12 protein-coding genes and 1 other RNA gene are annotated in these 11,944 nt (G+C 69.0%); 4 read left to right on the top strand and 9 right to left on the bottom strand.

Features of this window, described 5'->3' with window-relative positions:
- Window position 1: 1 nt before the first annotated feature.
- Window positions 2-757, bottom strand: a complete 756-nt coding sequence (gene cobF, locus JNK84_RS15925) for a precorrin-6A synthase (deacetylating) (RefSeq protein ID WP_293425565.1) — start codon at window positions 755-757, stop codon at window positions 2-4.
- A gap of 179 nt (window positions 758-936) precedes the next feature.
- Between cobF and uxaC the strand changes: the two genes are divergently transcribed.
- Together uxaC and JNK84_RS15915 are read left to right on the top strand one after the other, a co-directional pair.
- The gene (uxaC, locus tag JNK84_RS15920; RefSeq protein ID WP_293425563.1) at window positions 937-2,373 is read left to right on the top strand and encodes a glucuronate isomerase; all 1,437 of its coding nucleotides are present in this window, start codon (window positions 937-939) and stop codon (window positions 2,371-2,373) included.
- A 20-nt stretch (window positions 2,374-2,393) separates the two neighbouring features.
- Window positions 2,394-3,851, top strand: a complete 1,458-nt coding sequence (locus tag JNK84_RS15915) for a mannitol dehydrogenase family protein (protein WP_293425561.1) — start codon at window positions 2,394-2,396, stop codon at window positions 3,849-3,851.
- Between the two features lie 3 nt (window positions 3,852-3,854).
- Here the strand turns inward: JNK84_RS15915 and recR are convergent, their stop codons facing one another.
- From recR to JNK84_RS15885, 6 genes are all read right to left on the bottom strand, one after another.
- Entirely contained in the window at window positions 3,855-4,460 is a 606-nt protein-coding gene (gene recR, locus JNK84_RS15910) for a recombination mediator RecR (protein ID WP_293425559.1), read from the bottom strand.
- A 10-nt stretch (window positions 4,461-4,470) separates the two neighbouring features.
- Complete coding sequence (locus JNK84_RS15905) at window positions 4,471-4,941, bottom strand: cupin domain-containing protein (RefSeq protein WP_293425557.1); 471 nt, start codon at window positions 4,939-4,941, stop codon at window positions 4,471-4,473.
- 7 nt (window positions 4,942-4,948) lie between these two features.
- Window positions 4,949-5,272 carry a YbaB/EbfC family nucleoid-associated protein gene (locus tag JNK84_RS15900; RefSeq protein ID WP_293425556.1) on the bottom strand — a complete coding sequence of 108 codons (324 nt, stop codon included), beginning with the start codon at window positions 5,270-5,272 and terminating at the stop codon, window positions 4,949-4,951.
- A gap of 21 nt (window positions 5,273-5,293) precedes the next feature.
- Window positions 5,294-7,147 carry a DNA polymerase III subunit gamma/tau gene (locus tag JNK84_RS15895; RefSeq protein WP_293425554.1) on the bottom strand — a complete coding sequence of 618 codons (1,854 nt, stop codon included), beginning with the start codon at window positions 7,145-7,147 and terminating at the stop codon, window positions 5,294-5,296.
- Between the two features lie 92 nt (window positions 7,148-7,239).
- An RNA gene (ffs, locus tag JNK84_RS15890) (signal recognition particle sRNA small type) lies at window positions 7,240-7,336 on the bottom strand.
- A 56-nt stretch (window positions 7,337-7,392) separates the two neighbouring features.
- Entirely contained in the window at window positions 7,393-8,493 is a 1,101-nt protein-coding gene (locus JNK84_RS15885; protein WP_293425553.1) for an alpha/beta hydrolase, read from the bottom strand.
- A 147-nt stretch (window positions 8,494-8,640) separates the two neighbouring features.
- Here JNK84_RS15885 and JNK84_RS15880 point away from each other — a divergent pair, with 147 nt between their 5' ends.
- Window positions 8,641-9,075, top strand: a complete 435-nt coding sequence (locus JNK84_RS15880) for an HIT family protein (RefSeq protein WP_293425551.1) — start codon at window positions 8,641-8,643, stop codon at window positions 9,073-9,075.
- Between the two features lie 66 nt (window positions 9,076-9,141).
- Entirely contained in the window at window positions 9,142-10,128 is a 987-nt protein-coding gene (gene nudC / locus JNK84_RS15875; protein ID WP_293425549.1) for an NAD(+) diphosphatase, read from the top strand.
- Here the strand turns inward: nudC and JNK84_RS15870 are convergent.
- On the bottom strand, window positions 10,109-11,011 hold the full coding sequence (locus JNK84_RS15870) for a LysR family transcriptional regulator (protein ID WP_293425547.1): 903 nt from the start codon (window positions 11,009-11,011) through the stop codon (window positions 10,109-10,111). The two genes, nudC and JNK84_RS15870, sit on opposite strands and share 20 nt — an antisense overlap.
- A 43-nt stretch (window positions 11,012-11,054) precedes the next feature.
- Complete coding sequence (locus JNK84_RS15865; RefSeq protein WP_293425545.1) at window positions 11,055-11,918, bottom strand: prephenate dehydratase; 864 nt, start codon at window positions 11,916-11,918, stop codon at window positions 11,055-11,057.
- Between the last annotated feature and the right edge of the window lie 26 nt (window positions 11,919-11,944).

Raw genomic sequence — 11,944 nt, 5'->3', positions numbered from 1 at the left:
CCTATCCGGCGATCCGCCGCAGCAGATAGGTGTCCATGATCCAGCCCTTGGCGGAACGTTTCTCCCGCCGCAGACGCAGGATCTCCGCCTTCACCTCGCCGAGCGGACCGGCGACCAGAACCTCGTCCGGCGTGCCGAGATAGGCACCCCACCAGATCGCGATTCCGTCGGGGTCCAGGGCCTCCAGCGCCGATCCGTCGTCCAGCATGACGACCGTCGAGTCGAGATCGTGCGGCGGTCCGGCGGCGAGCCGGCGTCCGGTCGTGACGTGGATCGGCTCGCCGATCCGGTTGAGTGGAATTCCGTGGGCGGCGGCGAGCGCCTGCGGCGCGCTGATGCCGGGAATGACCTTCAGGGCGAAAGTCGCGCGGCCGGTCGCGGCCTGGTCGAGGATGCGGATGGTCGAATCGTAGAAGGCCGGATCGCCCCAGACCAGGAACGCGCCGTGCGCATCGTCAGGCAGCCCGGCAATCGCTTCCGAATAGAGCGCGACGCGCGCGCCATGCCAGCGGTCGACGCCGGCGCGATAATCCGGATCGGCCGCGTCGCGTTTCGGATTGGCGATGCGGACGATGGCAGGCATGCGGCCGTCGAGCACGCGGTCCAGGATGGTCTCGCGGATCGCCACGAGCTCGTCGGCCGCCGTGCCCTTCTCGATCATCAGGAAGGCATCGGCCGAGCGGATCGCCGCGATGGCCTCCAGCGTCAGGTGCTCCGGACTGCCCATGCCGATGCCGATGACCGTGATCGTCCTCAACCCCGTCTCCTTGCCGTCTCGCTCGCGCCGCGCAGTCCAACCTCTGCGACAGCCGGGAGCGCGGGGCAAGCCGGCATGGCGCGCGCGCCGTTTCGATTGACTTGCCAAACTACCATACTAGTTTCCGAGCATGTGCGACGCCACGTCCGCGGCACAGCGGCGGGCGCATGGGAGGAGCGATGATCCCGCAGAGGCTTCCGGCGGCGACGAGCCGCATTGCGCCACCCGACCGTCTGCTTCCCGCCGATCCGACCGCTCGCGCCATCGCGCGGCGGCTCTACGACAGCGTGGCGGCCCTGCCGATCGTGTCGCCGCACGGCCATACCGACCCGCGCTGGTATGCCGAGAACGAGGCTTTCGCCGACCCGTCCTCGCTCTTCGTGACGCCGGACCATTACGTCTTCCGCATGCTCCATTCTCAGGGCGTGCCGATGGAGGCGCTCGGCATCCCCGCGAAAGACGGTACGCCGGTGGAGACCGACCCGCGCGCGGTCTGGCGGCTGTTCGCGGCGAACTATCACCTGTTTCGCGGCACGCCGACCCGGCTCTGGCTGGACCATGCCTTCGCCGCCCTGTTCGGACTGGACGAGCGGTTGAACACTGCGAACGCGGACGCGGTTTACGAGCGGATCGACACGGCGCTGAAACTGCCGGCCTATCGGCCGCGCGCCCTGTTCGAGGCTTTCGGCATCGAGGTGATCGCGACCACGGAAGGCGCGCTCGATGACCTCAAATGGCACGCGCGGCTCGCCGCTTCCGGCTGGAAGGGGCGGGTCGTCACGACCTATCGGCCCGATGCCGTGACCGATCCGGATTTCGAGGGCTTCCGCGCCAATGTCGCGCGGCTCGGCGAGATCACCGGGGAGGATACGGCGACGTGGACGGGCTATCTGGAGGCGCACCGCAAGCGCCGCGCCTTCTTCAGGCGCTATGGCGCGACCGCCTCCGACCACGGCCTGCCCTCGGCGCGCACGGCGAACCTTTCCGTCGCCGATGCCGAGCGGCTGTTCCGGGCGGTGACGACGGGCGCGCCCAATGCGGAGGAGGCGGATCTGTTCCGCGGCCAGATGCTCACCGAGATGGCGCGGATGAGCCTCGACGACGGCCTCGTCCTGCAGATCCATCCGGGCTCGCGGCGCAACCACAACGCCTATGTTTTCGCCCGCTTCGGCCGTGACATGGGCGCCGATATTCCCGGCCGCACCGACTATGTCGCGGCGCTGAAGCCGTTGCTCGACGCGGTCGGCAACGAGCCGGACCTGAGCATCATCCTGTTCACGCTGGACGAGACCGCCTATTCGCGCGAACTCGCGCCGCTCGCGGGTCACTATCCCGCGCTGAAGCTCGGACCGCCCTGGTGGTTCTTCGATTCGGTCGAGGGCATGAAACGCTTCAAGGCGCAGGCGATCGAGACGGCGGGCTTCTACAACACGGCGGGCTTCAACGACGACACCCGCGCCTTCCCGTCCATTCCCGCCCGGCACGACGTCGCCCGCCGCGTGGACTGTGCGCATCTCGCAGAGCTGGTCGCCGACCATCGGCTTGACGAGGACGAGGCTTTCGATCTCGCCAGCGATCTCGCCTATGGCCTCGCGAAGAAGGCGTATCGGCTGTGAGGCGGCTGTCGGAAAAGACTTTGCCCGACGTGCCGGCTGTAGTCGCGCGCCCCGCCTATGATCGCGCCACGATCAGGCCGGGCATTGTTCATCTCGGCATCGGCGCGTTTCACCGCGCGCACCAGGCCGTGGTGATCGATGACCGGCTGGCGGCCGGCGAGGTAGGCTGGGGCATCGTCGGCGCCTCGCTCCGCGCGCCGGACACCTATGATGCGCTGACCCCGCAGGGCGGGCTCTACACGCTGGCGGTGCGCTCGGCCGGGCCGACGCGTCATCGCATCATCGGATCGGTCAGCGAGGTGCTCGTCGCTCCCGAAACGCCGCTGAAGCTGCTGGAACGCCTTGCCGATCCCGCCATCCGCATCGTCTCGCTGACCGTCACCGAGAAGGGCTACTGCCACGATCCCGCCACCGGCGCGCTGGCCGAGGATCACCCCGATATCCGTCACGACCTGACCTCGAACCTGCCGCGCTCGGCGGTCGGCATCATCGTCGAGGTATTGGCGCGCCGGCGCGCGGCGGGTGTCGCGCCTTTCACGGTGCTCTCCTGCGACAATCTCCCGGCCAACGGCGAGACGGTGAAGCGCGTGCTCGCCCGCTTCGCCGCCCTGCGCAATGCCGACCTTGGCCGATGGGTCGGGGACAACCTCGCCTGTCCCTCGACCATGGTCGACCGCATCGTGCCGGCGACGACCGATGCCGATCGCGAGGAAATCGCCCGCGCCCTCGGCGTCGAGGATGCATGGCCGGTCGTCGCCGAGCCCTTCTGGCAATGGGTGGTGGAGGACCATTTCCCTTCCGGCCGGCCGGACCTCGCCGCGTCAGGTGTCGAGATGGTCGGGGACGTCGCGCCCTACGAGCTGATGAAGCTGCGCCTCCTCAACGGGTCGCACTCCACGCTCGCCTATCTCGGCTATCTCTGCGGCTACGAGACGGTCGCCGACGCTATTGCGGATACCGGTATCGCCGGAACGGTTCGCCGGCTCGTGGGCGATGCGACGCCGACGCTCAGGGCTCTGACGGGCTTCGACGTCGAGGCCTACAAGGCAAGCCTCATCCAGCGCTTCGCCAATCCGGCGCTGCGCCACCGCACATGGCAGATCGCCATGGACGGCTCGCAGAAACTGCCGCAGCGTCTCGTCGCCACCGTCCGCGAACGCCTCGGCAAGGGGATGGCGGCCGGCGCACCGGCGCTCGGGATCGCCGCCTGGATGCGCTACGTTACCGGCATCGACGAGAAGGGCGCGGCCATCGACGTGCGCGATCCGATGGCGGGTCGGCTGGCGGACATTGCGCGCGAGGCCGGACCGGTTGCCGAGCGGCTGGCGCCGGCCCTGCTGTCGTTGAGCGAAGTGTTCGGCGAACTCGCCGCCGACCCTCGGCTGGTCAGGCCCGTGACGGCTGCTCTCGCCTCGCTCTATGCGGTCGGCGCGAAGGAGACGGCGCGGCGATTTCAGGCCGGGGAGCTGGCGCTCTGACGCTCAGAACGCCGTCCGCGACCGGATCGCTGCCGAGATCGTGCCCTCGTCGAGATAGTCGAGCTCGCCGCCGACCGGCACGCCATGGGCGAGCCGTGTCACGGTGACGCCGGTGCCGGCGAGCAGGTCCGTGACGTAGTGCGCGGTCGTCTGGCCGTCGACGGTGGCGTTCACGGCAAGGATCACCTCGCGCACGCCGCCTGCCCTGACGCGGTTGACGAGACTCTCGATATTGAGGTCCTGCGGCCCGACGCCGTCGAGCGGCGACAGCGTGCCGCCAAGCACGTGATATTTCGCGTTGATCGCGCCGGCGCGCTCCAGCGCCCAGAGGTCGGAAACGTCCTCGACCACCACGATCACCGAGCCGTCGCGGCGCGGATCGGTGCAGACCGTGCAGGGATCGGACGTGTCGACATTGCCGCAGGTCGAGCAGATCACGATCTTGTCGAGCGCCTCGCCCAGCGCCGCCGTCAGCGGCTGCATCAGGCTTTCGCGCTTCTTGACGAGATGCAGCGCGGCGCGGCGGGCCGAGCGCGGCCCGAGCCCCGGCAGCTTGGCCAGCAGCTGGATCAGGCGCTCGATCTCGGGGCCTGCGACGCGGCGGCTCATTGGAATGCCCTCATGTCTTGCGCCGATCCTCGGTCCATGCGCTTGCCGCGATCCTGTCGAGCGGGACCTCCGCGCCGAGCCCCTCGACGAAGGCGACGCCCTGGTCCGGGTAGAGGCAGACCTCGTGCGGAAAGCGGTTGCCGAAAGCCCAGATGACGAGGTCGGCGGAGCCGGTGTTCTCGAACGTGTGGAGTTCCGGATCGTTCGCCAGATAGCAGAAGGCATCGCCCGGTTTCACCGCAATCCGCTCGTCGCCGTGCAGCAGCATGCCGGCGCCGCCCATCACGATCAGGATCTCTTCCTGGAACACGTGACGGTGCCGGCGCGAGGCGCGGTTGCCGGGCGGCACGGTCTGGATGATCAGCCCGATCGTCTCGCTGCCGAGCGTTCGCCCGACATCGGTCATCGTGCCGCCGATCCCCGCCTCGAAGGCATAGGCGAAGGGCTTCACCTCGGAAATGGCGAGACGCCGGAGCGGCATGGAAACCTCAGAACGGCAGCTTCATGCCCGGCGGCAGCGGCAGGCCGCCGGTGACGCCCTTCATCTTCTCCTGCGCCACCACCTCGGCCTTCTTGCGGGCGTCGGCATGGGCCGCGACGATCAGGTCCTCGACGATCTCCTTCTCGTCGGCCTTCAGGAGCGAGGCATCGACGGACAGGCCGCGCAGGTCGCCCTTGACGGTCAGGCGCACGGTGACGAGGCCGCCGCCGGCCGAGCCCTCGACCTCGGTGCGCTCCATGTCGGCCTGCGCCTCCTGGAGCTTCGCCTGCATGGCCTGCGCCTGTTTCATCAGGCCCATAATGTCTTTCATGACGTCAGTCCTCGAACGGGATCAGAAATCGTCGTCCCACGGATCGACGGGCTCCCAGTTGCCGTCGTCGTCGGCGCCAGGGTCGTCGGAAGTGCCGGCGGCCGCCGGTGCCGGGGCGTCGAGCCCCTCGCCTGCGAGCGGGCGCACGGCGACGACCTCCGCGCCGGGGAACTTGGCCAGCACCGCCTGCACGGCGGGATGGGCGAGCACGCCGCGCTCGCGCGCTTCCTGCTCGTCGGCGAGGCGCTGGCGCACCGTCGGTTCGCCCTCGGCCGATGAGATGGTCACGATCCAGCGCCGGCCGGTCCATTCGGACAGCTTCTTCTGGAGGTCGCCTGCAAGGGTTGGCGCGGCATTGCGGGTGGGACGAATGTCGAGGCGCCCATCCTCGCAATGGACGAGGTGCACGTCGCTCTCGAGCTGCTGCTTGAGGCGCACGTCGCGTCTGTCGGCGCAGAGCTTCAGAAGTTCGGTGAAGCCGGCGACCACCAGATGCCGGGCTGCCGGCTCGGGCGCACGCATGGCGATAGGGGCACCTTCCGGCCGGGCCACGGAGGCAAGACGCGGCGCACCGCCGGCGACGGCCATCGCCTGGGCAGTCGCGCCGCCGCCATTGCCGCCGGTCGTCACGCGCGCAGCGGCGCTGCCGCCGACGGCGCCCGACCCATCGGCCAGCATGCGCAACGCCTCGTCCGGCGTCGGCAGGTCCGCCGCATGGGCGATGCGCACCAGCGCCATGTCGGCGGAGGCGAAGGGACGCGGCGAGCGGCCGACCTCCTCGATGCCCTTGACCAGCATCTGCCAGGCGCGCGCCAGCACGCGGTGCGACAGTTTCTCGGCAAAGTCGCGGCCGCGGCTTCGCTCGGTCTCGCTGAACGACACGTCGTCGGCCGCCGCCGGCACCACCTTCACGCGGGTGACGAAATGCACGAACTCGGCGAGCTCGGTGAGGATGATCTCGGGGTCCGCGCCGTCGTGATACTGGCTCTTGAGCTCACCCATGGCGGCCGCGAGATCGCCCCTCATCAGATGCTCGAACAGGTCGATGACGCGGGCGCGGTCGGCAAGGCCGAGCATGCGCCGGACTTCCGCGGCCTCCACCCTGCCGGCGCCGTGGGCGATGGCCTGGTCGAGCATCGACAGCGAGTCGCGCACCGAGCCCTCGCCCGCACGCGCGATGAGGCTCAGCGCGTCCGGCTCGATCTCGACCCGCTCCTTGTCGCAGATGCCGGCGAGGTGACGCACCAGCACGTCGGCATCGACGCGCCGGAGATCGAAGCGCTGGCAGCGGGAAAGCACGGTCACCGGAACCTTGCGGATCTCGGTGGTGGCGAACATGAATTTCACATGGGCCGGCGGTTCCTCCAGCGTCTTGAGGAAGGCGTTCCACGCCTTCTCCGAGAGCATGTGGACCTCGTCGACGATATAGACCTTGTAGCGGGCCGAAACCGGCGCGTAGTGAGCGCCATCGGTGATCTGGCGGACGTCGTCGATGCCGGTATGCGAGGCGGCGTCGATCTCCATCACGTCGACGTGCCGGCCTTCCATGATCGACTGGCAGTGCCGCCCGAGCCGGTCGAGATGGATGGTCGGGCGGTCGACCTCGCCGGGAATCTCATAGTTGAGCGCGCGGGCGAGGATGCGGGCGGTGGTCGTCTTGCCGACGCCGCGGACGCCCGTGAACATATAGGCCTGCGCGATCCGGCCGGTGTCGAAGGCATTCGACAGGGTGCGGACCATGGCCTCCTGGCCGATCAGGTCCTCGAAGCGTTGCGGACGATATTTGCGGGCGAGGACACGGTAGCTCGCCTGGGCCGCGGCCGGTTCCGGCGTCCCGAGATCGAACCCGGGTTCGTTCTCGGGCGGTGAATCCATGGCCAGCTGCTCGACAGGGTTCGGCGGATATCGACGGCCCCAAGCTTCGCGCGCCCGCGGTCGCGGGGCAAGCAGGGAGCCGCAGATTTCAGGTGGGAGGCTGGACACGCGACCCGAAACGGGCTCGTTACGGCTGCTTCCTTCCGGACCTGACCGGGTTGGCGAGTGTCTCGTCCACCGCCAGCCTCCCGCCCGCTATATGGCCTTAAGGGCCCGGCGAAGCAAGCGGGGGGCGTCGGCGCGCCTCATGGCCCGTAGCCGATATAATATTCGGTCGCACCCGGCGGCGGCGCCATGGCCGGGTATCGTCCGGGAATGCGGCCCGGCGCGACACCCGCGAGGACGGCCCGCACATCCCGCAGCACCTCTGGCCGGATCCGGTAGTACTGGTGGCCGAAATGGGTCTTTCCGAGTTCGTTGCTCGTCGAGCCGACATCGCTGCAATCGACGCAGATGGTGCGCCCCGGCGGCAGCCTGCTCCAGTCGAGCGGGCCGACGAGGCCGAGCCGCTCGACCCTGTTCAGGATTTCCCGGCTCGCGAACAGGGCGAGATCGCCGCCCGAACGATAGACCTGCACCATGCCGGCAATGTCGTAGAGCCGGCGCAGCTTGGCCGGAAGGCCGAGGGCATTGTCGTCCTCGTCCGCCGCCATCAGGAAGGCATTACGGAAGACCTTCTGCTGCAGCAGGTCGGGCTGGGCCTTGTGGATCGCCTGAATGGCATGGCGCAGCGCGTAGTTCCCCATCGAATGAGCCACGAGTTCGAAGGTCGCGGCCTTGCTGCGCTTGTCCGCGCGGAATGTCGTGAGGAAGCGGGTCAGCGCGTCGGCAATCCCGCGGGCCGATTTTTCGGCGGCGACACGGTCGTCGCGATAGTCGGTCGGATTGGCGCGTCCATTGGCCGGCCACGAGAAGGTGAAGATGCTGCTCGCGCCGTAATTGTCGGCGATCTGGGCCGCGCGGTTCATCGAATCGCGGAAGGTCGATGCGAAGCCGTGCAGGTGAAACAGCGAGAAGCCGGCGCGTCCCTTGAGGAGGTGGGAGCGCTGGATGGTCTCGCTCGCGAACCGGGCCGCGCCGGTGTCATCGCCGGCATTGGCGGGCGCGATCCGCTTCAGCGCCGCGATGGCGGCGGCCCCCGATTTCGGATCGATGGGGTTGTCCAGCTGAAGCGACGCCTCGTCCCAGGCCCACCCGAAATCGGCGCCGGAGCTGATCTTGTGCAGCGTGATGCGGCCGGGAATGTAGCGACCCGGCGACGTGCTGCTGGCAAAGTCGATGCCGAACAGCTCGCCGTCATTGGTCCGATTGCGGTTGGTGGCGAAATGCACAGTGATGGCAGCCATGATCATCTCCCGCGTCTTCTCGTTATGGTTGTATTGAGATGACGTTCCCGTTGCCCGTCAATTTCTTTTCCGGCCATCCGTATTCTCACTGGCCGGGCGGCCGGCGCGGGTGTTCAAGGGGCGGCCCCAGTTCAGGACGGTAGTGCCATGCCCGCGCCATTCGCCGATCTCGATCCCCGCCTCGCCGCTGATTCCGTCCCCGTGGCCGACCTTGCGCTCTGTCAGGTCAGGCTGATGAACGATGCCACTTATCCGTGGGTGCTCCTCGTCCCCCGCCGCGAGGGAGCCGTCGAGATCGTCGATCTCGCGCCGGAGGACCGCGCCACCCTCATGGACGAGATCGCCCTCGTTTCCGGCGTGCTGCGCGCCATGACCCGTTGCGACAAGCTGAATGTCGCGGCGCTCGGCAACATGGTGCCGCAGCTCCACGTCCATGTGATCGCGCGCTTTGCCGGCGATCCCGCCTGGCCCGGCCCGGTCTGGGGCAAGGCGCCCGCGCAGCCCTATGCGGCGGCCTCCCGCGACGGCCTCGTCTCGGCGCTCGCCGCAAGGCTCTCGCCTGCAAGGCCCCCCGCCGGATAGCGCGTTGCTCGGCGCTTCGCGCCATGCGAGCGTCGCCGGCCCGCCATACCAGCCAAAGCCGCTCCCATGTCAGACCTGCCGCCGCTGCCGCCCGTCAAGCTCGGCTATACCGACAACGACCTCGACCGCATGAGCGCCAAGCGCGGCGACGACATCTGGCTGACCGCCACCTTCGCCGACCCCCGCGCGCGGCTTTATGTCTTCGCCGGCGAAACGCCGATCCTGAGGCGCAACGGCGACCGCGGCGATCCGCTGTTCACCGCTGCCGAGGCGGCGGCTTTCGGCGAGCCCATCGAGACGGCGTTCCTCGGCCTTGCCAATGGCGCGCCGCGCTATGCCCGCCTGGTCAAGGAACTGGTGAAGCCCGATCCCAACGCCTACCGGATCGCCGAGATCACCGTCGACGACCCGACGCTGCTGATCACCGACATGCGCACCATCGCCATGCAGGGTGTGGTCGAGCCGCACCATCTCGGCCCCATGGCCGAGGGCAAGGCGCTGATGCACTGGCACGCCTCGCACCGCCATTGCGGCCGCTGCGGCGGCGTCACCGAGGCGAAGCAGGCGGGATGGCGGCGCGACTGCCCCTCCTGCGGCGCGCAGAACTTCCCGCGCACCGACCCCGTGGTGATCATGCTCCCCGTCGACGGCGACCGCTGCCTGATGGGCCGCCAGCGCCGCTTTCCGCCGGGCATGTATTCGGCGCTGGCCGGCTTCCTCGAGCCGGGCGAGACGGTGGCCGATGCCGTGCGCCGCGAGATCATGGAGGAGGCCGGCATCAAGGTCGGCCGGGTCGGCTACCTGTTCGACCAGCCCTGGCCCTATCCGGCCTCGCTGATGATCGGCTGCCACGCCGAGGCGCTGTCCCGCGACATCGAGATCGACACGGAGGAACTGGAGGACGCCCGCTGGTTCACCCGCGAGGAATGCTGGCAGATCCTGACCAGGCAGCACCCCGAGCGCCTGTCATGCCCGCCGCCGCTGGCGATCGCGCATCATCTGATCCGGTCCTTCGTGAACGGCGGCCTGCGCCTCAGTCCGGACGGGCTCTGACGATCTGGATCGCCCTTGCCGCCCGCGCGCCGGTCGGCTGCGGCAGCCAGATGGCCGAAATGGTCCAGGGCGGCAGGTCTTCCGCTTCGACCAGCGGCATGACGGTGGCGCCCTGGACCGCGACGCGCTTGGCGACGGCCGATGGCACCAGCGCCGAGCCGAGGCCGAGCGCCACCAGCGCCATGACGCCGGTCCAGTCGGGCGCCTCCTGAGCGATGGCGGGCCGTGCCCCCGTCGCACCGAGCGCCGCGATCACACCATCCACCGCGAGCGGCGCCGCCACGCGGTCCAGCATCACCAGCGGCTTGCGCGCGAGATTGGACAGGCTCGCCGTCTTGCGCAGCCGCGCCTCGGCGTCGGGGACGACCGCCGACCATTTCGAGGTCGCCACCAGCCTGGACGACAGGCGCGGCAAGACCGGCAGCGGCGCGGCGACGAAGCCGAGCGCGATCCGGCCCTCGGCGAGGGCCTGCGTCTGATCCTCTCGCGACAGGGGATGAAGCCGCACCGCGAAACCCTCGTCGCGCCAGACGGGATCATCGAGCAGGTCGCGGCAAACCGACACCAGCGCGTCGGGAATCGCGCCTATCCCGATAATATCGGAAGGTTCGGCTACCTCTCGCGCAAGCCGCTCCGCCCGGTCGAGCGCCGCGAGCGCCAGCCTTGCCTCGCCGATGAAGGCTTCGCCCGCCGCCGTCAGCCGCACGCGCTTGCCCGAATGGTCGAACAGCACCGCGCCGGTCTGGCGCTCCAGTTGCGCGATCCGGGCGGCGGCGGTCCGCCGTCCGACCCCGGCGGCCTTGCCCGCGACGCTGAGGTCGCCGGCATCGGCCAGCGTCAGCGCCAGCCGCATCGTGCCGAGATCGGGAATGTCTCCTGCCATCGGCGGAGAATGATGCGATTCGCCGGCTTCCCGCGAGCGGCCCTTACTCGACCACCAGCTTCTCGACCTCGGCCCGCCAGGGATTCTGCTGATAGACGCCGAGAATGGTCAGTTCCTTGGCGAAGAAGGCGAGCTCCTCCAGCGCCAGCTTCACCGGGCGGTCGTCGGGGTGGCCTTCGATCTCGGCATAGAATCGCGTCGCCACGAAGCGGCCGCCGATCATGTGGCTCTCCAGCTTCGTCATGTTGACGCCGTTGGTGGCGAAGCCGCCCATCGCCTTGTAGAGAGCGGCCGGCACGTTGCGGACCTGGAAGACGAAGCTCGTCAGGCAGTCCTGACCGGGCGCGGCCCAGATCTTCTGGCGCGACAGAATGACGAAGCGCGTGGTGTTGTTGGCGGCGTCCTCGATATCCTCGGCGAGGATGTCGAGCCCGTAGACCTCCGCCGCCAGCCTCGGGGCGATGGCGGCCTGCGCCGGGTCGCCCATCTCGGCGACCTCGCGGGCTGAGCCGGCTGTATCGGCCGCGACAATGGGCTTCAGGCCGAGCTTGCGGATGATCTGCCGGCACTGGCCGAGACCCATGATGTGGCTGCGTGCGGTCTTCACCGTCGCCAGCGATGAGCCTTTCACGCCCATCAGCTGGAAGCGGATCGGCAGGAAGAACTCGCCGATGATGTTGAGGCCCGCGGTCGGCAGCAGGTGGTGCACGTCGCCGACCCGGCCCGCGATCGAGTTCTCGATCGGTATCATGCCGAGATCGGCCTCGCCGTTCTGGATCGCGGCGAAGGCGTCCTCGAAGCTCGGGCAGGGCAGAACCTCGGCATTCGGGAAGACCGCGTTGGCGGCCTGATGCGAGAAGGCGCTGAGCTCGCCCTGGAAGGCGATACGCTTGGGCGCGAGGATCATGGGACGCGTCACTCCGATGCGGGGCG

It is taken from the genome of Phreatobacter sp., from assembly GCF_016793595.1.
In the GTDB taxonomy this organism is placed as follows: domain Bacteria; phylum Pseudomonadota; class Alphaproteobacteria; order Rhizobiales; family Phreatobacteraceae; genus Phreatobacter.
Note: the sequence above shows the minus strand (reverse complement) of the source record. Positions and strands in the feature narration are given on the sequence as shown.

What these genes read in the sequence shown, in the direction of transcription:
- uxaC (WP_293425563.1), top strand. Translation starts at nt 937, where the DNA reads ATGATCCCGCAGAGGCTTCCGGCGGCGACGAGCCGCATTGCGCCACCC.
- recR (WP_293425559.1), bottom strand. Translation starts at nt 4,460, where the DNA reads ATGAGCCGCCGCGTCGCAGGCCCCGAGATCGAGCGCCTGATCCAGCTG.
- JNK84_RS15905 (WP_293425557.1), bottom strand. Translation starts at nt 4,941, where the DNA reads ATGCCGCTCCGGCGTCTCGCCATTTCCGAGGTGAAGCCCTTCGCCTAT.
- JNK84_RS15900 (WP_293425556.1), bottom strand. Translation starts at nt 5,272, where the DNA reads ATGAAAGACATTATGGGCCTGATGAAACAGGCGCAGGCCATGCAGGCG.
- JNK84_RS15895 (WP_293425554.1), bottom strand. Translation starts at nt 7,147, where the DNA reads ATGGATTCACCGCCCGAGAACGAACCCGGGTTCGATCTCGGGACGCCG.
- JNK84_RS15885 (WP_293425553.1), bottom strand. Translation starts at nt 8,493, where the DNA reads ATGGCTGCCATCACTGTGCATTTCGCCACCAACCGCAATCGGACCAAT.
- JNK84_RS15880 (WP_293425551.1), top strand. Translation starts at nt 8,641, where the DNA reads ATGCCCGCGCCATTCGCCGATCTCGATCCCCGCCTCGCCGCTGATTCC.
- nudC (WP_293425549.1), top strand. Translation starts at nt 9,142, where the DNA reads ATGTCAGACCTGCCGCCGCTGCCGCCCGTCAAGCTCGGCTATACCGAC.
- JNK84_RS15870 (WP_293425547.1), bottom strand. Translation starts at nt 11,011, where the DNA reads ATGGCAGGAGACATTCCCGATCTCGGCACGATGCGGCTGGCGCTGACG.
- JNK84_RS15865 (WP_293425545.1), bottom strand. Translation starts at nt 11,918, where the DNA reads ATGATCCTCGCGCCCAAGCGTATCGCCTTCCAGGGCGAGCTCAGCGCC.